General features: G+C 60.7%; 17 protein-coding genes and 1 pseudogene. 10 read left to right on the top strand and 8 right to left on the bottom strand.

Annotation, left to right across the window (positions count from 1 at the left end):
* Nucleotides 1-269 (top strand): integrase core domain-containing protein (locus FMM79_RS20955; protein ID WP_148625125.1); only part of this gene is annotated, 269 nt, incomplete at its 5' end.
* A 639-nt stretch (nucleotides 270-908) separates the two neighbouring features.
* On the opposite strand, the gene FMM79_RS20950 is transcribed toward FMM79_RS20955, so the two are convergent.
* The 5 genes from FMM79_RS20950 to FMM79_RS20930 all read right to left on the bottom strand — a co-directional run bounded on the left by FMM79_RS20950 (nucleotide 909) and on the right by FMM79_RS20930 (nucleotide 7,394).
* A complete protein-coding gene (locus FMM79_RS20950) occupies nucleotides 909-2,543 on the bottom strand; it encodes an MFS transporter (RefSeq protein ID WP_240339347.1) in 1,635 nt (544 codons plus the stop codon).
* Complete coding sequence (locus FMM79_RS20945) at nucleotides 2,540-3,595, bottom strand: amidohydrolase family protein (protein ID WP_148629446.1); 1,056 nt, start codon at nucleotides 3,593-3,595, stop codon at nucleotides 2,540-2,542. Before FMM79_RS20945 ends, FMM79_RS20950 begins: the two co-directional genes overlap by 4 nt.
* A 7-nt stretch (nucleotides 3,596-3,602) precedes the next feature.
* Nucleotides 3,603-5,033 (bottom strand): NAD-dependent succinate-semialdehyde dehydrogenase, encoded by a 1,431-nt coding sequence (locus FMM79_RS20940; RefSeq protein WP_148629445.1) that lies wholly within the window; start codon nucleotides 5,031-5,033, stop codon nucleotides 3,603-3,605.
* Between the two features lie 119 nt (nucleotides 5,034-5,152).
* Complete coding sequence (locus tag FMM79_RS20935) at nucleotides 5,153-5,917, bottom strand: nuclear transport factor 2 family protein (RefSeq protein WP_148629444.1); 765 nt, start codon at nucleotides 5,915-5,917, stop codon at nucleotides 5,153-5,155.
* Between the two features lie 49 nt (nucleotides 5,918-5,966).
* Entirely contained in the window at nucleotides 5,967-7,394 is a 1,428-nt protein-coding gene (locus FMM79_RS20930; RefSeq protein WP_148629443.1) for an MFS transporter, read from the bottom strand.
* A 157-nt stretch (nucleotides 7,395-7,551) separates the two neighbouring features.
* Here FMM79_RS20930 and FMM79_RS20925 point away from each other — a divergent pair, with 157 nt between their 5' ends.
* The 3 genes and pseudogenes from FMM79_RS20925 to FMM79_RS22020 all read left to right on the top strand — a co-directional run.
* A complete protein-coding gene (locus FMM79_RS20925; RefSeq protein WP_148629442.1) occupies nucleotides 7,552-8,487 on the top strand; it encodes an SDR family NAD(P)-dependent oxidoreductase in 936 nt (311 codons plus the stop codon).
* A 13-nt stretch (nucleotides 8,488-8,500) separates the two neighbouring features.
* Nucleotides 8,501-9,400, top strand: a complete 900-nt coding sequence (locus FMM79_RS20920) for an SDR family NAD(P)-dependent oxidoreductase (protein ID WP_148629441.1) — start codon at nucleotides 8,501-8,503, stop codon at nucleotides 9,398-9,400.
* A 308-nt stretch (nucleotides 9,401-9,708) separates the two neighbouring features.
* Nucleotides 9,709-10,140, top strand: a pseudogene (locus FMM79_RS22020) (IS3 family transposase); the annotation flags it as partial.
* Between the two features lie 445 nt (nucleotides 10,141-10,585).
* Here the strand turns inward: FMM79_RS22020 and FMM79_RS20910 are convergent.
* From FMM79_RS20910 to FMM79_RS20900, 3 genes are all read right to left on the bottom strand, one after another.
* Nucleotides 10,586-11,149: a hypothetical protein gene (locus FMM79_RS20910; RefSeq protein ID WP_148629439.1), complete on the bottom strand. Its 564-nt coding sequence runs from the start codon at nucleotides 11,147-11,149 to the stop codon at nucleotides 10,586-10,588.
* A 376-nt stretch (nucleotides 11,150-11,525) separates the two neighbouring features.
* Nucleotides 11,526-11,771, bottom strand: coding sequence for a sigma factor-like helix-turn-helix DNA-binding protein (locus tag FMM79_RS20905; RefSeq protein ID WP_148629438.1), 246 nt, complete (start codon nucleotides 11,769-11,771; stop codon nucleotides 11,526-11,528).
* On the bottom strand, nucleotides 11,768-12,655 hold the full coding sequence (locus FMM79_RS20900; RefSeq protein WP_148629437.1) for an ArdC family protein: 888 nt from the start codon (nucleotides 12,653-12,655) through the stop codon (nucleotides 11,768-11,770). The genes FMM79_RS20905 and FMM79_RS20900 overlap by 4 nt, the downstream gene beginning before the upstream one ends.
* Nucleotides 12,656-13,154: 499 nt before the next feature.
* On the opposite strand from FMM79_RS20900, the gene FMM79_RS20895 reads away from it, so the two are divergent.
* Genes FMM79_RS20895 through FMM79_RS20870 form a run of 6 tightly spaced genes read left to right on the top strand, consistent with a single transcriptional unit; the run spans nucleotide 13,155 to nucleotide 20,577 of the window.
* Nucleotides 13,155-14,600, top strand: a complete 1,446-nt coding sequence (locus FMM79_RS20895) for an N-6 DNA methylase (RefSeq protein WP_371710972.1) — start codon at nucleotides 13,155-13,157, stop codon at nucleotides 14,598-14,600.
* Nucleotides 14,597-15,394: a hypothetical protein gene (locus FMM79_RS20890; RefSeq protein ID WP_148629435.1), complete on the top strand. Its 798-nt coding sequence runs from the start codon at nucleotides 14,597-14,599 to the stop codon at nucleotides 15,392-15,394. The genes FMM79_RS20895 and FMM79_RS20890 overlap by 4 nt, the downstream gene beginning before the upstream one ends.
* Nucleotides 15,391-16,314, top strand: coding sequence for a GIY-YIG nuclease family protein (locus tag FMM79_RS20885; protein ID WP_148629434.1), 924 nt, complete (start codon nucleotides 15,391-15,393; stop codon nucleotides 16,312-16,314). The genes FMM79_RS20890 and FMM79_RS20885 overlap by 4 nt, the downstream gene beginning before the upstream one ends.
* A complete protein-coding gene (locus FMM79_RS20880; protein ID WP_148629433.1) occupies nucleotides 16,311-17,894 on the top strand; it encodes a restriction endonuclease subunit S in 1,584 nt (527 codons plus the stop codon). The genes FMM79_RS20885 and FMM79_RS20880 overlap by 4 nt, the downstream gene beginning before the upstream one ends.
* Nucleotides 17,891-19,492 carry a restriction system-associated AAA family ATPase gene (locus FMM79_RS20875; RefSeq protein WP_148629432.1) on the top strand — a complete coding sequence of 534 codons (1,602 nt, stop codon included), beginning with the start codon at nucleotides 17,891-17,893 and terminating at the stop codon, nucleotides 19,490-19,492. Before FMM79_RS20880 ends, FMM79_RS20875 begins: the two co-directional genes overlap by 4 nt.
* Nucleotides 19,492-20,577: a hypothetical protein gene (locus FMM79_RS20870; RefSeq protein WP_148629431.1), complete on the top strand. Its 1,086-nt coding sequence runs from the start codon at nucleotides 19,492-19,494 to the stop codon at nucleotides 20,575-20,577. Before FMM79_RS20875 ends, FMM79_RS20870 begins: the two co-directional genes overlap by 1 nt.
* Nucleotides 20,578-20,579: the final 2 nt, after the last annotated feature.

The raw sequence follows: 20,579 nt of genomic DNA, 5'->3' as shown, positions 1-20,579 counted from the left end.
CCTTCACCGGCGTGCTGCGGCGCGAGGGTATCGCCATCAGCATGGACGGCCGCGGCGCCTGGCGCGACAATGTCGTGGTCGAGCGGCTGTGGCGCTCGGTGAAGTACGAGGAAGTCTACCTGCACGCCTACGCATGCGTCAGCGAAGCGCGCAGTTCGATCGGCCGATACCTGGGCTTCTACAACGCCCGGAGACCTCACTCGAGCCTCGGCGGACGTACGCCCGATCAAACCTACTTTGACAATCTGCCACAGGCCGTGGCAGCGTGAATTGGCCGCGACTTGCGGGGCGTCACTCCGGCCGGGCTACGCCCGACCTCCATGACGCCCCGCAGGCGCCAGCTTGAACAACCAAACCGCAGACGATCCACTTATCAAACGTCAAAGGCTGTTCAGACAAACCGAGCCACTTCTGTGGTCAGAAAATGACACCGCCGAAGTCGACTGGTTTACGGCATCTTATGAAAGAAATAATCGACAGGCTGTGATACTGTAGCCATCCGCTGAAGGCCGCGTTGGATTAACAGCTAACATATTGTGGCAGTAAAAAGTTGGTAGACGATGCAAGCGAAGGGCAGCTTAGCTATATGCCAAGCCCAAACCCGACAGTCCCCTACCGGCCCGACGATGACACTCTGGATAGGCCGGTTCGATTGCAACGGCCATACTTTGTGGAGCGAGGTGGATAGGCAAAGCTGCGGTCGACAGTTCCGGGAGCCCGAGGGCGATGGCCCTCGGAATTCATTTCTTCTGGCTTCTTTCGATTTCTGTCTGCCCTGACCGGCTACCTTGCGGATCCGACGCGGTCCCGGCTGCGCGAGGTGCGGTTGCCAGGGATGGGGTCAAGGGGGGATGACCCCTTGAATTTCCCTTTCCTTCTGCACTTTGCTGCTGCCGGAAGGCCGTGCGTCACACCGGCTCCCCGGCGGCGCGGCAGCGCTCGACGAGGCTGTTTTCATCGCGCTTTACCCAGAGCATGGAGAGGATGAGGCAGACCACGATCACGGGGGCGACGAGGTTTACCGAGAGGATCGCCGAGCCCAGGTTGCCGCCGTTGGCATCGCTGATCATGCCCACCGCGTAGGGGCCGATGCCAAGGCCGCTCAGCGTCGAGATCATCACGAAGGCCGAGCTTGTCACACCGCGCATGCGGGGCAGGACGAGGTCGTACATCATCGCGTAGAGCGGGGGCATCCACATCGTCAGCACCAGCGAATAGAGCGTGAAGCGCAAGTAGAAGCTGCTTGCCTCGGGCGCGGTGTAGACCCAGATCGCCAGCAGCGGCGAGAAGCCGAGCGAGGCGAGGGTGAGGCCGATGCGGCCCGCGCCCGGAAGGTAGCGGTTGGCCTTATCGGCCAGCGGCCCGGCCACCAGCGGCCCCAGCATGCCCAGGCCCGCCGAGAGGAGGCCGAAGTTGAGCCCGGTCTCGCGCGCAGAGAGGCCGTAGCTGCGCATCAGGAAGGACGGCGTGAAGCCCATGACCCCGTAGTTGATCGCATATTGCAGCGCGCCCGCGCCCATCAGGAGCAGCAGCGTGGGCGAGGCAATGGCCGCGTGGGCCGGGCGATCGGAAAGCTTCAGCGACTGGAACAGGTTCAGGATCACGAAGGCCCCGAAGCCGACCACACTCCATTGCAGGACGTGCGGGTTGATGGCGAGGACGCCGAAATCGATGGCCGGGCGCGGCGAGAAGTGCTGCGCCAGCTTTGCGATTGTGGTGCAGGCGGCCACGATGAGGGCAAGGCCTGTGATGTTCGCGATCCAGCTACGTGCAGGAGCCCCGCGCCGGTGCAGCATGGCCCAGTTGGTGATGGGGGCGACGGCGGCAAAGAGCGCGAGGCTGGCCTTGAAGGGGGCCGGGTCCGCCTTTGTCGCGATGCCGTCGCTCTTGCCGCGTTCGGGCTCGGGCTGGCGCAGGAGAAGGAGCACGAGGATGAAGCCGGGAAGGGCGGCCACGACGAAGGCGAACTGCCAGCCCGATAGGCCGAGCGGTGCGCCGGTGGTAAAGGCGTGGTTCCACCAGTCCGCAGCGATCCCGCCCAGCATCATCGAGGCGCCAAGGCCCAGCGCAATGGCAATGGCGACGGCGGCCATGGCAAAGCTGCGCCGTCCCTTGGGGATGACATCGAAGATGAGACTGTTGCCGGTCGGCTGGGCGGCGGCTTCGCCGATCCCGACGCCGAGGCGCGAGAGGGCAAGGAGCGCAAAGCCCGAGGCAAAGGCCGCCATCAGCGTCGAGACCGACCAGATCGCGATGCAGATCGCGAGCAGTTTCGTGCGTATCCAGCCATCGGCGAGCCGTCCCAGCGGGAGCGAAAAGAGCGCGTAGAAGAGCGCAAAGACGGTGCCGTAAAGAAGGCCCAGTTCGGCATCGCCGATGTTCAGATCTGCGCGGATGTCGCTGGCAAGGATCGAGAGGATCTGGCGGTCGAGCAGGCTCATCGCCTGGGCCGCGCAGATCAGCGTCAGGATGCGCCAGCCGGTCCTGCCGATCCTGTCGTCGCGCGCGGGGAGCGGGGAACTCGGGGTTACGTTGGCCTTCACAGGTTGAACCATTTTTCGGCGTTGGTCTGGAAGAACTGGCGCTTGGCGTCGAAGGGCATGTCCATCGCGTCCATGGCGTGGACCTCTTGCGCGACGACTTCGTAAGGGTAGTCCATGGCGTACATCACCCGGTCGGTCCCCATGACCTGCTGCGCGAACTTGACTGCGGGTTCCCAGGCCATGCCCGAATTGGTGACGAGGACGTTCGAGCGGAAATACTCGGCAATCGTCTTCTTCAGGGGCTTCATGCATTCGTAGCGGTTCGAGCGCACGCCCGCCTGGTGCATGTAGTCGAGCCGGTAGAGCCAGTAGGGCAGCGCTTCGCCCATGTGCCCGACCATGATCTGGAGGTCGGGATAGCGGTCGAAGATGCCGCTGGTGATGAGGCGCAGGAGATGCATCCCCGTCTCCACCCCGAAGCCGAAGATGGCGCCGTCGAGCCCGGCTTCGAGCATGGGGTCAATCATGGCATCGGGCGGGGTCGAGGGGTGGATGTAGAGCGGCTGGCCGACGTCGGCGAGCGCGCGGAAGATCGGATCGAACTTCGCCGCATCCAGGTATTCGCCTTGTGTATGGCTGTTGATTTGCACGCCCTTGAAGCCCAGCTCCCTCGCGCCGCGCCGGATTTCGGCGGCGGACCACTCCGGGTCCTGCGGGGCAACGGCGGTCATGCCGATGAAACGGTCGGGGTGGGCCTGGCAACGTTCGGCCAGGTAATCGTTGGCGCACAGCGCGATGCCCTTGGCCTCGTCCATGTCGAGCAGGGGTTGCACGCCGGGCGAGGTGAGCGCGAGGATCGCCTTGTCGATGCCATGGGCGTCCATGTCGGCAAGGCGCTTGTCGCCAAGGTCGAGCAGGCGCTCAATGATGGTCATCGCGCGCGCGCTCGGGCTCTGCGCGTAGAAGCCCCAGAGCGAGACCATGCCCTTGTCCGCGCTCCCGTTCTTCACCATGCGCAGGTAGATGTCGATCTGCTCGCGCGTGGCGAAGGCCTCTTCGGTGGCGATGCGAAGGTAACCCTTGTCACCGCCGGTCTTGAGCTCTCCCGTCATGTTTTTGTTATCCTTCGTGTACAGCCTTGGTGACGAGGCAGGCCATGATGCCTTCGGGCCCGTCCTCGTGCCCGTGGCCTGACCATTTGACCCCGCCGAAGGGGCTGTCCGCGCCCCCGATCATGGGTGTGTTGATGCCGACCATGCCCGCCTCGATGACAGCCGAAAGGCGCTTCTGGCGTGCGGCGTTGCTCGTCCAGGCATAAGCCGCAAGGCCGTAGGGCAGGCGGTTGGCCTCGGCGATCATTGCCTCCTCGCTCTCGAAACGGTTGAGGAGCGCGACCGGGCCGAACGGTTCCTCGTTCATAATGCGCGCGGTCTGCGGCACGTCGGAGAGGACCGTGGGCTGGTAGAAGAAGCCCTGGTTGCCCAGCCGCTCGCCGCCGGTGTGGAGGCGCGCGCCCGCGTCCATCGCCTCGCGGATGAGCGTGTCGATGGCCTCCACCCGGCGCGGGTTGGCAAGCGGACCCATCTGGCTTTCCGGTTCGAGCCCGGGGCCGATCCGCAAGGCCGCCGCCCGGTTCGCAAAGCCTTCGCGGAAGGCCTCGTAGACAGGCGCTTCGACGATGAAGCGGGTGGGGCTGACGCAGACCTGTCCGCCGTTGCGGAACTTCTGCGGGACGGCGGTATCGAGCACGCGCTCAATGTCGGCATCGGCAAAGACGAGGACCGGCCCGTGACCACCCAGTTCCATCGTCGTGCGCTTGAAATCCTCGGCCGCGAGCTTGGCGAGCTGGCGCCCGACCACGGTCGAGCCGGTGAACGAGAGCTTGCGGATGATGGGGCTGGCAAGGAGGTGGCGCGAGACTTCGTCGGGCACGCCGAAGACGGCCTGCGCGACTTCGGTCGGAAGCCCGGCGTCATAGAGGCATTGCAGTACGGCGAGCGCGCTTGCCGGCGTCTCCTCGGCCGCCTTCATGATGACCGAGCAGCCCGCCGCGATCGGCGCGCCGAGCTTGCGGCCTGGATTGCCGATAGGAAAGTTCCAAGGCGCAAAGGCCGCAACCGGGCCGACAGGTTCATGCACCACGGTTGAACGCATGCCTTCAGGGCGCACCAGCGTGCGGCCGTAGATGCGAAAGACCTCACCGGCATAGAACTCGAAAAGGCCGATGTTCATGCCGACCTCGATGCGCGCCTCGATGAGCGTCTTGCCCTGTTCGAGGACGGCGATGCGCGCGATGTCCTCCATGCGCTCGCGCATCAGGCGCGCGGCGCCGTTCAGCACGTTCGCGCGTTCCTGGGGCGTCGACTTGCGCCAGATGGCAAAGCCGCGCGCGGCTGTCTCCAGCGCGCGGTCGAGGTCGGCGCTCGTCGCGAGCGGGAGCTTGCCGATGGTCTCGCCGGTGGCCGGGTTCAGGACATCGTGGGTCATGCGGTCGGCGCCGGACAGGCGCTCACCATCGATCATAAGGTACAGTTCAGGGTATTCGCTCATGCCTCACCGCGCGGCTGGAGGGATCGGGTAAACGGAAAAGGCCATCGGGCAGGGGCCTCTCGCGCCAGAGGGGGACGAAGCGGCGCGAGGGAGCCCTGCCGTCAGGACCCGAGGTCGGCCTACTCGGCCGCCTGGGCGTCCGCCTTGGCCTTGACGCGGTCGATGTCGCCCTGCCAGCGCTCGGCCACCATTTCCTTGCCGGTCACAGGGTGCGGCATGTGGAAAGGCAGCAGCTTGTGGGTGGGCCAGAGCCAGTGGTCCTCGATCAGCGCGTCGGGGCCGCTCGGGTCCTCGGGGTAGAGCACCTTGGGGAAAGGCACGTATTCGGCCTCGGTATAGGCCCAGCCCTTGTCGAAGTCGGCGTGCCAGTGCGGGAAGTAGTTGAGGACGTGGATGCGCCAGACCCCGTCCACCTTCTTGTAGGTGTTCTCGTAAATGCCGCCTTCCCACCACTGGCGCGGGTTGGCCATCATCGGGTTGTCGGGGGTGAGGTAGTCCTTGTGGCGCCCGGCCTGCATCATCGAACGGGCACGCGCGTGCGCGGTCACGCCGTCGGGATCGATAGTGATGATGTCCTGGAGCTGCGGATGGTCGAGCAGGAAGCCGTCGATGGGGCCGTTGTTGCCGTGGGTGAAGCGCTTTTGGAAACGCTCGACATAGAGGCGGCGCGCGCCTTCCTTGCCCTTCCACACGCCGCCGAAGAAGCGCACTTCGGCATCGTCGGTGAACAGGTCGACGGTCTCGTTGTACATGCACTTGTCGATGAGATAGCCGTAGAGGTGCTGCAGCTTGCGCACGTCCAGCTCGTCCTCGCGCACGGTCAGGCGGCGGGCCAGATCGGCGACCTGGTTTTCCAGGGCCTCGATGCGGGCGGTATCGGTCATATGGGGTTCCTCTCTCCTGGGATTATCGTTGTTTGGTTGGGGGGCAGGGTCACAGGCCCAGCGCTTCGAGACGCTCGATCTCCTCGCGGTAGGGGCGGATCGCCCGGTATATGCAGAAGGTCGCCAGCGGCAGCAGGGCGAGGGCGGTGATCTCCAGCGCCAGCCACAGCTTGGCCGGGTCGGCAACGACATACTGGGCGACAAGGCCGATCACGAAGCTGCCCATCGCGCCAAAGAAGGTGAACATGAACAGGTAGATCGCGGTGACCTGCCCGCGCATGGCGTTGGGCGCGACGCGCTGGATCGCCGCGTTCTGGGGGACCGCGCCCGCGATCCCGAACATCGCGCCGAACGAGGCGACACCGAGCGCGGCATAGCCGTTGGGCATGAGCGGCGAGAGGATCGAGCACACGGTGACGACCGCAAAGCAGATCGTGGCGGCAAAGACGTTGGCGTCCTTGCGGCGCTTGGCCAGCCATTCGACGAACGTACCGCCCAGGACCAGGCCGAGCAGCGAGGCGACGAGCGTCATGCCGCCGATCACCGCGCCGATCTGCGCCTCGCTCCAGCCGTAGGTGCGGATCATGAAGGGCACGCGCCAGAACGAAAGCCCGAAGGTCTCGATCGCGCTCAGCGCGAGGCCGAAGAACAGCGGGTAATAGACCCTGCGGTTGGCGTGGATCGCCTTGGCTGCGTCGAGACCCGTGAAGGTGAGGATGCGGCGCGAGAGCGAGGCGTTTTCCGGCACGGTATTCATCATTCCCGGAATGATCAGGCGCGTGGGCTCCTTCACGGTCAGGAACAGGAGCGCGAAGAAGAAGGCGGGAAGGCCCGTCCAGATCAGGATCCACTGCCAGGAATAAATGCGGAACGAGCCCCAGACCGTCGGCTCCCAGTGCGAGGTCATCGCGATCAACTGGCCGCCCAGCAGCGGCCCCAGCGTCGATCCGCCGATGAAGCCCAATTGCAGGATGGCAAAAGCGCGGGTGATCTTCTTGGGCGGGAACATGTCCGCCAGAAGCGAATAGGACGCGGGCGCGTGCGCCGAACCACCTGCGGCCAGGAACACCCGGCTGCCCACGAACTGGATGAAGTTCTGCGCGATGCCGCCCGCAATGGTGACAAGGCCGATCACTGCGACGCCGCCTGAGAGCACGTACTTGCGCGGCCAGATGTCGGCGAGGCGGGCGAGCGGAATGCCGACGAAGAGGTAGCAGATGATGCTGGCGGGCCCAGCGAGGAAGCCCAGCTGCGAATCGGTCAGCCCGAAATCGGACTTGATCCGCTCGGCCATCATCCCGAACACGACCTGGTCGAAGAAGGTGAGAAAGGTTGCCAGGACAATCACGGCCAGTGCCCAGTAGGCGCTGGAGGGCTTGGGCCATTCGCGCGATTCGACGGCATCCTGACCGGCGGCCCCTTGCGCTTCGCTGCCCGCAGGCTCGAACGGCTCGATACCGGCACTCGCTACTGCCATCGCGTCTCTCTTCCCATCTCTCTCAGGACGCCTTGTCAGGTCGTTCCCATTCGTTATTGTTGGCCTTGCATACAATCTCTTGTTCGTGAAAAAAAGACAGGAGATTCGGTTCGAGGCCGAAAAAGTTCTAAAAATCGATGGAGAGGAGTGAGGAGCTATGCAGGATCTACCGGGGAAGACCGCCTTCGTGACGGGCGGCGCCAGCGGGATTGGCCTGGGTATTGCCAAGGCCCTGCTTGGGGCGGGCATGAACGTTGCCATTGCCGACATTCGTCAGGACCATCTCGATGAAGCCACAGCCGAACTGGACGGCGGGGACAAGGTGCTCGCGCTCCGGCTCGACGTCACCGACCGCGACGCCTTTGCCGCGGCTGCCGACGCCACCGAGGCCAAGTTCGGCAAGATCCACGTCCTGTGCAACAACGCGGGCGTTGCGGTTGTTGGCCCCACCGACATGGCGACCTTCGCCGACTGGGACTGGGTCATGGGCGTGAATGTCGGCGGCACCATCAACGGTATCGTGACCATGCTGCCGCGCATGCTGAAGCACGGCGAGGGTGGGCACATCGTCAACACCGCCTCGATGTCCGCGCTCGTCCCGGCCCCTGGCACCACGATCTATTCCTCGGGCAAGGCGGCTGTCACCTCGATGATGGAATGCATGCGCCCCGAACTGGAATCGCGTGGCATCGTGTGCTCGGCCTTCTGTCCGGGCGCGGTGCAGTCGAACATTGCCGAAGCCGGGCGCACCCGTCCCGATGATCTGTCCGAGACCGGCTACGCCGAGGTCGACAAGGGCCGCCAGGCGGGCGGTAGTTTCTTCCACCTCTACCAGACCAAGGAAGAGGTCGGTGAACGCGTGCTGACGGGGATTCTCAACGATGAACTCTACATCCTCACCCATGCCGAATTCCTGATCGGTGTGAAAGAGCGGGGCGAGGCGACCACCGCGGCGGTGCAGGTCCAGCTGCCCGAGAACGAGGAGTACAAGAACACCTTTGGCGTGCTCTTCCGCAACTCGGCGATCACCGAGGAGATCGACCGGCAGAAGGCTCTGCGCGCCGCGCAGATGTCCGAAACCGGCGTCGCGTAAAGGGGGGGCGGGCATGACACAGCTTGCGGGCCGCACGGCCTTCGTTACGGGCGGGGCGAACGGGGTTGGCCTGGGCCTGGCCCGCGCCCTCCTCGCCGAAGGGTGCAAGGTGGCTATCGCCGACGTGCGCGAGGATTCGATCGAGGCTGCGCTCAAGCTGCTGGAGAACCAGCACGTGATCGGCGTGCCGCTCGACGTGGCCTCGCGCGAGAGTTTCGCGCAGGCCGCCGACCGGGTAGAGGCCGAGCTTGGCCCGGTCAGCCTTCTCTTCAACAATGCTGGCGTGAATCTCTTCCAGACCATCGACGACAGTTCGTACGATGACTGGGACTGGCTCCTGGGGGTGAACCTGCACGGCGTCATCAACGGGGTGACGACCTTCGTGCCGCGCATGAAGGAGCGGGGCTTGGGCGGGCACGTCTGCAACACCGCGTCGATGGCTGCGTTTCTGTGCAACGGCGCGCCGGGCATCTACAACACGACCAAGTTCGCGGTCCGGGGCCTCAGCGAATCCCTGCGCTACAGCCTCGCGGCTCACGGGATCGGCGTGTCGATGCTCTGCCCGGGGCTAGTAAAGAGCCAGATCTATGCAAGCGACGCGATCCGGCCCGAAGCGCTCAAGGCAGGCGCGAAGGAGATAAACACCGAATTCGTGAGCAATCTGGAAAAGCTGCACGAGGCCGGAATGGAGCCCGAGGTGATCGCCGCGCGCACGTTGGAGGCGATCCAGGAGAACCGCTTCTACATCTTCTCCCACCCCGAGTTCAAAGACGAGCTGGCCGAGGTCTTCGATGAGGTTCTTGCCGACTTCCGCGAATACCCCAAGGACCCAGGGCTTGCCGACCGTCTCCAGATCGAGGCGGGCCGCCGCGCCAGCTACAAGAAAGCGCGCGAAGCCGCCAACGCGCTCTGAGCTTTCGGTAATGTTCCGATAGAAACGCGGGCTGCGCAGGGCAATCTGCGCGGCCCGTTTGCGTCTGGGGGGCACGGCGACGATGCGGCTCGGGACATCGGCGCGAGGGTTCAGGCGTTCCTGCGCGAGCACCTGATCCCCTGCGAGCGCGATCCGCTCCGGACTTTCGCCGCTCGGCCCCAACGCGCTCAGCACGATGGCACCGCATGAGGGAGCAGTGGCCTGCAGAAACTGCACTCTGAGATAATTGGATTTTCTGCGTCGGAGCAGCCAGCAAGGTTGCGAGACGGGAGCAGAGAGTGGGTAGAAGTGTCTATTATCTGCCCCGGCCGGTTTCGTCCGAAGATCTCGCGATCATGCGTCGCATCGATGCGTTGCATCTGGAGTTCGCCTTCGCAGGAAGCGGGATGATGCGCGACTTTCTTCGTCACGAGGGCATCACGATCGGCCGCTGCCATGTCGTGCGCCTGATGAAGAAGATGGCGATCGAGGCGGTCCATCGCCGGCCAGCACGTTCCAAGCCGGCGCCTGGGCGCAAGATCTATCCCTAGCTCCTGCGCAAACTGCCGATCGTAAGGCCCAATCAGGTTTGGGCGGCAGATATCAGCTATATTCCCATGGCCCGGGGCTTCGTCTATCTCGTCGCCATCGTCGATCGGCTCAGCCGCAAGGTTCTCAGCCATCGGATTTCGATCACGCTGCAGGCCGACGTCTGGGTTCGATCTGGAGGTAGGGCCCTTCGCGGTCGCTGAGCTTGTAGGCCTTATCTTTTGGCTTCGCACGCAACACCCAGGCGGCGGTGAGCCCGGATTTCTGGGGGAGGGGGCCGTAGGACATGATGGCAGCTCCCGATTGCTTAAGGCGGGACAACCATCAAATCTACCATCATTTGGGTGAGGTTTAGTGAAATGGCCCGAACCTGACGGAGCCATAATGCCACTCAAAACCGCAGAAAACAGGCAGTTCTGGGATGCTTTCAGACCTGCTGAGAAGCAAAAATGGAGCCGAGCCGGAATCGAACTGGCAAACCTTTCAGGCTACATATCAATCAATTAGATTGAAGCACGACCCTTTAAGGCCCCTCCCAAAGGCCCCCATAACTTTTTCCTTCAAAAGCAATCGAACCGACTCCCAAATGAAGCCAAACTTGGCCCCTTGCTGCAGACGTCGCGGAGACGGACATCATCATTTCATCTGACGACGTAGCGGGCCGTGGCCAGTAACTTCCCTTACGTGGTCCATTAGAGCGTGCAGCAGCTCCCGCACCTCATTCGGTTTGAAACCTCCATCGTTCGGCATGGCATCGCCGATCAGGTGAATTCTGTTCCATTTCCAGTAGGGGGCGAGCACGCGCGTCAGGCGTTCCGTTTCTTCACACTCGTAACCAAAGCCGGTGGCGTTGGCATAGGCCAGCGATCGGTCAACATGGAGACTGATGTGCCGCGCGCACCAGGCATCGGGAAAGCCTACATCCAACAGATGGCATGAGAGGGCCAACTGGACGACGATGCCAGTGCAGTAGAGAAAGTCGGTCCAGTCACCCGGTGCGCCGGGTTCAAGCGATCGCTGGAATTCTTGCGCGCGCTGATAGCGGGCGCGACTGAGGTCGCGGCCTTCGCGGGTTCGCAAGAGATGGAAGGGTTCACCACCGTAAATCCGCCAGAGCGCGGCAAGTTCGCCGTTATGGGCTCTTGGGTGCTGCCTGACAGGCAGACTGCCTTGTGACGAGACAGGGATAAGGTTGTCCATTGGCACCTCCGGTCCGCATTGATGCGGTTACGCGGAAGATGACGAGACAGATGCGGAAACAGTCCCGAACTCCCGCACGCTAGGCGCGGGAGCCGCCGGAGCTGGTAACATGTCAGTAACATGCGCCGCCGCCTTTAGCCCGAAGGCTTGGACATACGCGTCGGCACCCCGGAAAACTGAGTTTTCCGAGCTGGATTACTGACGGGATTACCAGTCCCGGCGCTGCCCTTTGCGCAGCGCGTCAACAAGATAGCAGAGGCGAGTCCGCCCGCCAAGGGCAGCGCGACTGGCGGCTTAGAGACTGGATGTCGCATCCGCCTCGTTCAAAGATGTGTCTTGGCCCTGCCGTCCGCTATATCGGACGGCAGGGCAACTATCACCACGGCCACAGACGCTGCCACGATGGGTCGGGCTCGCGCAACGTGCGCAAGAATATCTTGAGCGCTGCGGCAAATTCGGCCTGCACCTCATCGGCGCTAATGCCGTGCCGCTCGGCAAGCTCGGGATAGCTGATCTCCTCCAAACGAATCGCCCAGAAGATCGCGCGCTGCCGGTCGGTCATCCGGCGCAGGGCACGACGGCCCCGCCGCCGAAAGACACGGGGCGGAAGTTGGTCGGTCATGACCTTACCTCCCCGCCCGAGAGGAGAAAGTCCGCCGCCTTGCTGGCCGCGCTCGCGGCCCGGAAGATCGCCCTCTCGTCGGCGCGCATGACTTCAAGCCATGCGCCAATATAATCCGAATGCCGGACCGTGGGCTGAATACCAAGCGAGGCGCAGGTGAAGGCTGCCGCCATTTCGGCAACAAGCTCTTCCTTGGCATACGCAGCCGATCCGAACGCGCCCGACTGGTCGCGGTTCAACCGGCTGACATGGCCGCTGTGATGCCCGAGCTCATGCAGCGCCGTCCGGTACCAGTTCACCGGATCATGAAAGGCAGCCTGCGGCGGTACCTGCACATTGTCCTGTGTGGGCGAATAGAACGCCTCGCCCCCACCGATCCGGAAATTCGCGCCGGTCGCTGCAATTACCCGGTCCGCCTCGGCAATCGCCATGACCGGATCGGGCAGGGCAGGAATGCTGGTCAGTTCCTCCGAAAGTCCCTCGCACTGGTTGACGTTGAACACGGTAAAGCGCTTCAGGAAAGCAATAGTCTGTGCCTTGCGGTTTTCGCCCTGCGCCTTCTCGGCCTCGTCCCTGGGCGTGAAACGGTCAGCATAGCAGATGACCGTTCCCTTCTCCCCGCGCCGGACATGCCCGCCCGCCTTTTCGGCCTGCCGATAGGTCAGCCAGCGCTGCGATCCGTATCCCTGTTCGATCCCCGAGGCCCACATGATCAGAATATTGATCCCGGAATAGACCCGGCCCGACACACCATTGTGCGGCATCGCGCAGGGGCACCGTGAGGCATCCCACGGCTGCACCCATGGGAGCCTGCCTTCCTCCAGCTCCGCGATGATCCGGGACGTAACCTCGCCATAAAGGCTCTGACGGTCCGACGTGCTCATGGTCCTTCACTCCTTCCTAAACCGCCATTGACCGGCGCCAGGGTGGCGGGGGGCGGCAGGAGCGGACCAAGAGCCCCGCCGGTTGCCGACGGGGCGCACCTGACAGGGCCGCAATGAAATGGAGGACCCGGAAGCGCAGCGGACGGGTTGCGCGCCGCCGAGGCGGTGCTACGGGCAGCGACGCCCCCCGCCACCTTGACGCCGAAGGCCCGACGCCGCCGCGCCATCAGCGCGGCGACCGCCAAAGGGATGAGGGGCATCCCGCCCGGACCGCTCAAAGCGGGCCGGAACGCGTCATGCGATCGTTGCGGGCATGCCGACGAGACGCCGCAGGCGGCTAGGCTGGAGCGAAGCGAAAGTAGAGCGCGGTCAGGCCACGACGGCCTGAGACGTCTCCAAATCCTGTTGCGTCCCCCTCCCATCAGGGGCCGAAGGCCATAATCTGAGGTGGCCGAGGTCACTATATCATTGCTGAGCGGCATCCGCGCCGTTGCAACACATGCCGAGCCGCCGTAAGCGTGCAGCCATGTCTATTGCAACGATATCGAAACGGATATGGTCCTTATGTCACGTGCTTCGCGACGACGGTATAGTATACCATAAGTATCTGTCGGAATTGACATATCTGCTGTTTCTGAAGGTGGCGTCTGAAACAGGACGGGATGATTTCCTGCCGCAAGAGTATCGCTGGGGACACCTGATCACTCAGCCCGCTCCTGGTATGCTTAGCTACTATCGCAAGATGCTGACGAGTTTGGGCGAAGATGCAGAGAACGAGGTAGTCCGGGAGATTTTCAAATTCCCGACGACCGTGTTCAATCATGAGGAAAATCTACGCAAAGTCGTGGATGGGATCAACGCGATTGACTGGCATGAAGCGGTGTCTGATGGACTTGGTGCTGTATACGAAAGTTTGCTTGAACGTAATGCATCCGAGGCTCGTTCAGGTGCCGGACAGTACTTCACTCCGCGAGCCTTGGTGGATGCGATGGTCAAGGTATTGAAGCCAAACCTAGGTGAAATAATTCAGGACCCTGCGGCAGGAACTGCGGGATTTTTGATATCCGCACAAACATATATTCGGGAACTCCACAGTAAAGCCGCCTACAATCGCAATCCGCCGCATTTTCAGGCCGTGGAGATAGAGGGCGACACTTACCGTCTCTGTCTCATGAATATGTTCCTTCATGGCATGCAGGGAAAAGCTTTGCATGGAGATGCGCTCACGCACGATATTGACAAGCTCGATTCGCCGTCTGTAATTCTTGCGAATCCGCCTTTTGGGAATAGTGCAGGGGGTGCTCGACCACGACGGAATGACCTGCCCTACCCGACGCCCAATAAGCAACTTCTATTTCTACAGCAAATCGCTTTGTCGCTGAAGGAGGGGGGGCGAGCGGCAGTTATAGTGCCGGATAATGTCCTTTTTGAAGATAAAGTCGGATGCGATGTTCGCAAATGGCTCATGAACCGGTGCAATCTGCATACCATCCTGCGCCTACCCACCGGTATCTTCTATGCCCAAGGTGTGAAGACAAATGTCATGTTCTTCACAAAAATTTCCGAAACATCAGAGAGTGCGACAAAGGAGGTATGGTTCTATGACCTGCGCGCTCAGATGCCGAGCTTCGGCAAGACGCGCACGTTGAAAGCCGAAGACTTCGCGGACTTTTTCAAAGCTTTTGGCGATGACCCACTAGGCGGAGCTAAACGCAAGGATCAGGGTGAGGCCGGGCGCTTCCGGAAGTTCACGCGAGAAGAAATCGCCAAGCGCAACGACAATCTCGACATTTCGTGGGTACGGGATGACGAAGAGGAGGTCGAAGAAGGTTTGACCGACCCGGAAGACATTGCTGCGGCCATCCTGGTTCACCTCCGTGCGGCCCTAGCAGAAATTGAAGCGGTCGAAGAGGAACTGGCTGAGACCGACGAGGTTGAAGCGTGACCAAATTCGAGAAGAATTATTCACTGGTTACAGAGTTGCTTCCGCAGAGGATCGGTATTCAAGACTCAGCAACCGGGGACTATGGCGAGCACGATCTAAACCGAGATCAACGCCGAGCAGCGCTGAACCGGGCTCATGAAATCCGCAAGTTTGAAATCGAGCTTTACTGGAAGAGGGCAACCTACTTCTGGGTGCTTCAGGCTGCGGTCTTCGCTGCGATCAGCTTCGTCTGGAAGGCCAAGGAACTTGAAATTTCGCCTGTTATCCCAGCGGCGTTTGCAGCTCTGGGCCTTGTGACATCAGTGGCAGGCGTCTTGTCGGCAAAGGGATCAAAGTTTTGGCAGGAAAACTGGGAACACCACATCGATATGCTGGAGGACGAATTCGAGGGGCGGCCCCACAAGACTGCCTATGTTGGGAAGGACGGTTTGGCGTGGTCGGTTTCAGGGGTAAATGAACGCTTGGGGTACTGCTTCGGTGCCTTTTGGGTGGCGCTGATATTCGCGGCAGTCGACAAGGCAAACCCATGGCTTAAATGGGGTTTTTCTGACTGCTTGGCATGGGTGACTTCAGTTGGCTTCCAGACTCTCGTTGTCCTGGCAGTCATGTTCATCGGAATTGTTTGGCTGACTATCCGGCGCACCGATTTTGAGCATGCAAAAGCTGTTCCATACGATTCGGCTGCTCCGACAATTGGCGGCTCTGATATCATTGAGCCTGAAAACCTTCCCGAGGTCGGAGAACTAGCAACCAGCGGAAAGCCGTTCCTCATTCGCCGGGAGCCGAAGATATGACCGCCGAAGTTTTCGGCCGCACTATACAGCTCTTTCTTGTCGATGGCACGCCTAACGGGCTTCGCAAGGCTACGATCCATGGCTGGACCGGGCTAACTTTCGTTGCAACCGCCAGCACGTTTGCCGCGCTTACTTCGCGGGGCGAGTTGGATCGGACAGGGATCTACATTCTGTCTGGTCCCGATACCGAGGCAGTCGGCGGCATCCGAGCCTATATCGGTTCGGCCAACAGCGTGCGCGAGCGCATCAAGCAGAGTGCACAGCAGCGCGATTTCTGGGAGACGGCGATCGCCGTGACCACCAGCGACGATGACCTGTCGAAGGGCCATGTCGAATATCTAGAGGCTCGGTTGATCGAGTTGGCCCGTGCAGCGAATCGGGTCACCCTGGATAACGGCACTGCGCCTGCTGGTAACCGCCGCCGCCTGCCTGAGGCGGACAAGGCGAATATGGAACAGTTCCTAGCGAACCTCAAAATAATCCTGCCGGTAGTCGGCCTTGACCTGCTCAAGCCGCAACCGCGCGCGGTGACACAGACTGCAACGCCTGTGGCGCAACGCACCGCAGGCGAAATCACTTTCGAAATCCGTCATCGTTCCGGCGTCAGCGCGGAAGCCGTAGAAGAAGATGGCGAGTTTGTCGTTTTGGAAGGCTCGGAAGCCCTGAAGGACACGGGCTATGTCCAGCAAAGCTACCTGGCCTTGAAGGATAATCTGATCAAGAAAGGCGTGCTACAAGTGGCGGGCGAAAGCCGCTACGTGTTCACGCAGCCATACGCTTTTTCCAGCCCCAGCGCCGCCGCCGCAATCGTGCTCGATCGTAACAGCAATGGGCTTTCGGAATGGAAGGTTAAGGGTGAGAAGCGAACCTACAGCGACGTAAAGCAAGCGCGCGCGGCCACAGAGGAGGCGAGCACATGAGCGAGCTTCCCAATACCTGGGTCCAGGTACCCATCGGCGAAGTCGCCGAGGTCAACCCGCGCAAGAGTGTCGATCTGAATGGTGATGACCTGGCGTCATTCGTCCCTATGGCTGCCGTCGACGAAGTGTCTGGGACGATCGCCGCACCAATTGATCGGCCTTACAGTGAGGTCTCAAAGGGCTTCACGCATTTCCGTAATGAGGACGTGATCTTCGCTAAGATCACACCGTCGATGGAGAACGGGAAGTCGGCAGTCGCACGCAACCTGAACAACGGAACCGGCATGGGTTCAACCGAGTTCCATGTGTTCCGCAGCTACGGCGCAATTGAGCCGGAATATCTCTGGCGTTACGTCCGGCAACAGTCATTCCGCGATGACGCTCAAACCGTCATGTCGGGCGCCGTTGGACAGCAACGTGTCCCAGCAGATTGGCTAAAGGAACACATGATCCCGCTCGCGCCGAAGGCCGAGCAGCGGCGGATCGTGGAGAAAGTGGACAGCCTCACCACACGAACAGCCCGCGCACGCAAAGAGCTAAACCGCATCCCGTCTCTGATAACTCGCCACAAACAACGCCTCCTGGCTCTGGCGTTCTCCGGTGAGCTAATTGGCAAACGCCCTTCGAAAGGGAAGGCCTTCGACAGCGGATGTTGGGACATTCCCAACGACTGGCATTGGATGCGTTTCGTTGATGTGGCTGAAATTGCTTCGAATTTAGTCAAACCAGAAACGATCCCTGAGCTACCGCATATCGCTCCAGATAATATCGAGGCGGGAACTGCTCGTCTGTTGCCCTATCGAACGATTGCCGAAGATAAGCTGATCAGCGTAAAGAACCGCTTTTATCCGGGGCAGGTCCTTTACTCTAAAATCCGTCCGTACCTGAAAAAGGCCGTCATTGTAGATTTTGACGGAGCATGCAGCGCAGACATGTACCCGATCAGCGCCCGACTGGAGCTCAATCCGAGATATTTGCTGTATTGGCTGATCAGTGACGACTTTGCGCGGTTTTCCGCCCGTCACGAAGGACGGACAGTGTTGCCAAAGATCAATCAAAAGGCACTGAACACAACGCCTTTTCCTCTGCCGCCCTTAGAGGACCAAACCGATGTTGTCAGGCGCATTGAGTCCGCCTTTGGCTGGCTTGACCGCGTAACGGGCGACCACGCCGCCGCCATGCGCCTTCTGCCCAAACTCGACTCCTCAATCCTAGCAAAGGCCTTCCGTGGCGAACTTGCCCTGCAAGACCCTAATGATGAGCCGGTCAGCTCACTATTGAAACGGGTAGCAGCCGAACGAGCTGAGAAGGCCACCAGCTCTCGCACTCGAAAAACAGATTCGAAGAAGGACCAAGCTATGGTCGCCAAGCCAATGTCTACCCGAGATCAACTCCTGGATGACTGCAGGGAGTGGCCAGCAACCGGCCTGACTTACGAAGACGTCGCGAGGCGGGTTGCCCGTCCTTACGATGAAATGCGTGACGCTTTGTTCGAGCTACTGTCAGAAGCTAAACCTCCGATCGTGCAGGCTTTCGATCCTGATCGGGAAATCGTCGTATTGCAGCGAGCTGCCGCGTGAAGCTGAAGCGTCTCAAGGTCTTGCACACGGTTGGCAGCGGTGGATTGCTCGACGGGCTAGAGGTATGGCTTGAACGCCCATCGAGCGCGAATGAGCACTTAGCACCTTTGTGTCTTCTGGGTCCGAATGGTTCGGGGAAGTCTCAGTTTCTCCAATTGGTCGCGGAGATATTCCAGGCAGCATGGCATCAGTTTAGCCCCAGCGAAGAACGGAAATCGGCGAACAGTGAAGTTCTGTTCGAGCTCGATTACCAAATCCGGCCTTCGGAATCCGACGGACCGGTCGACGTCAAGCTGTCGCGCAAGAAACAGGGTAAGTCAGCAGGCCCCATTGTTATGGAGAAAGCCACCCCAGATGGGTGGGTGGCCGTAGATGGTGAGTCAGCCGAGTTCGGGTCACTCTTACCGTCGCTGTTGATCGGCTACACCTCGGGCGACAATGAAACGCTGAGCATGCCCTTTCTTCTCAGTCGTTCTGGCTACGCAGATGGCGTGGCCAACGCTGCGTTGCAGGAAGCAGAATTGCCGCCTGACAATCGAATGCTCCTTATCGATTACGGGACCAATCTCGAGGTTCTGTTTGCGAACCTGATGCTGAGCAGCTTGGCGTCTCGTAAGGCAATACTTGAACATGCCCGGCTCCGCGACATCGCCTCTTGCCGATGTGTCGTCCGGCTGGCGCATTCTGCAGCGCCCAAAGCTCCTGCGAAGGCAGCAAAACGCAGCGGAAGGAAAGGTATTCAGCTGACCGCAGAGCTCGAAAAAACTCTCGATAGGTTAAAGCGTGCAGCTACGTGCTGGTCAGTAGAAGAGAAGACCGAAACCTATACATTCGATTATCTTGTTAGTGATGCGACGCGAGAAGCTTTTGCCCACTTCTTCAAGGACACCTTGGGCCTTTACCGATCTTTGCATAAGTTCGCCCTGCTGAATGACCTTGCTATTCCACGCCCAGCGCGTCAGCGCCTTGAAAGAGCAGTGCGTGAAAGGCGTTTCGCTTCCCGCTTGCCGGAACCCCAGCAAGAGGACCTGGTCTTCGGGTTCGAAGAGGTCCGCTTCCATTCGTCGTCCCGAGCCAAGTCGGCTGATGTCGTTGATTACGTTTCCTTGTCCGATGGCGAACATCAGCAGGCCCTAGTGCTTGGTCTTTTCTCGATGATCCGTGAACACAACGCGCTGTTCATACTCGACGAGCCCGAATCGCACTTTAATCCTCAATGGCGTATCAAGTTCGCCCAACGGCTCCTCGAATTACCCGGCAAGCGCGGCGACCAAGAAGTGGTCCTCACCTCGCATGCGCCTTTTGTGCCGGCCGACCTATCCCGTGAGCAGGTGCTCATTTTCTCCCGCAACGGGGCCGATCTCAAGGTCGCCAATCCGAACATGGAGACCTATGGAGCGAATTTCGATAGAATCCTCGAACACTGTTTTGGCGTTCAGCCGCCAATATCGCAGATGGCTCGTGACGAGATTGCTACTCTGCTCGAAAGTGATGACATCGCAACGCTGGAAGCGGCATTGCCTCGATTGGGCGCGTCAGTTGAAAAGTCGTTCGTGGCTGACCGGCTCAGACAACTGAAGAAGGGGGCAGCAAAATAGTGCTGTTCTCGTACTCGCCTGAGGGGTTCCAAGATAATTGGGTACACGAAACTCTGATTGCTATCCTCGAAGTCGATCTTGACAGGATTGCAAACGGAGAGCCTCGCCTGCCCTGGTCTGCTTGTATTCCGGAGGAGAAGCGCAACGTTCTTCGTCGGCGCTACGGAATCAGGAACCGGCGCGCGACAGTACTAGACGCGTTGGAAGTTCTACAGCCGGAGCAACGCGAGGAAGTTCGGGGCGCGATGATCCGACAGAATGCTCTTCCCGGCCTGCTTGGCGATGGACAGCCATGTGTTTGCCTCACCGACCTTCCCGCAACCGTGCGCGAACCAATCAAGGACTTTTTTGTTTTCGGCTTCGATATTCTCGCTGATCTTGGCCTGCGAGATGAAAACTACAAACGCATCTACGACGCCTTGCGATACAAGGTTTGCGCTTTCTGCGGCGTCGAGATTTTGGACGCGCCAGGGCAAAAGCGAGAAGCGTTGGACCACTTTCTTCCGATCGCGACATATCCATTTGCTGGCTCGAATTTTCGTAACCTTTCTCCGATGGGCACCAAATGTAACTCTCGCTACAAGGGTACACAAAACGTCCTCGTCGATCCCCTTACGGGGAATAGGCGCAGTTGTGCTGATCCGTTTGATAGCCCAAATCTCAGTATATCGCTCGATGACAGTCGCCCGTTTGAGGGCGACAAACTCGGCCCGGTGACATGCCCCGACTGGCGCATACAATGGAATGGAGGGGATGAAGACAAACTAGATACATGGGAGTCGGTCTTCAACATCGCCGAAAGATACCGTGCCTCGACACTCAATCCCAATTTCCGAGATTGGATTGACCATTTTTGCGACTGGGCTTCAAGGTCTCCAAATTCTGCTGACAGTCCCGCGAACCTTCGCAGAACCCTTCATGAATTCGCGATGGCCGTTGTGCCGGAAGGGCTTGCTGAAGCAGCGTTCCTAAAGCGAGCGACCATTTTGATGCTGGAACAGCGATGTGATGACAGCGACGATGGTGCGCGTATTTTTGAATGGCTGAGCGAGCAGATCAGAGAGCGAGAAGCTCTCGCGGCCTAAAC

The organism is Novosphingobium sp. BW1 (assembly GCF_008107685.1).
In the GTDB taxonomy this organism is placed as follows: Bacteria; Pseudomonadota; Alphaproteobacteria; order Sphingomonadales; family Sphingomonadaceae; genus Novosphingobium.
Note: the sequence above shows the minus strand (reverse complement) of the source record. Positions and strands in the feature narration are given on the sequence as shown.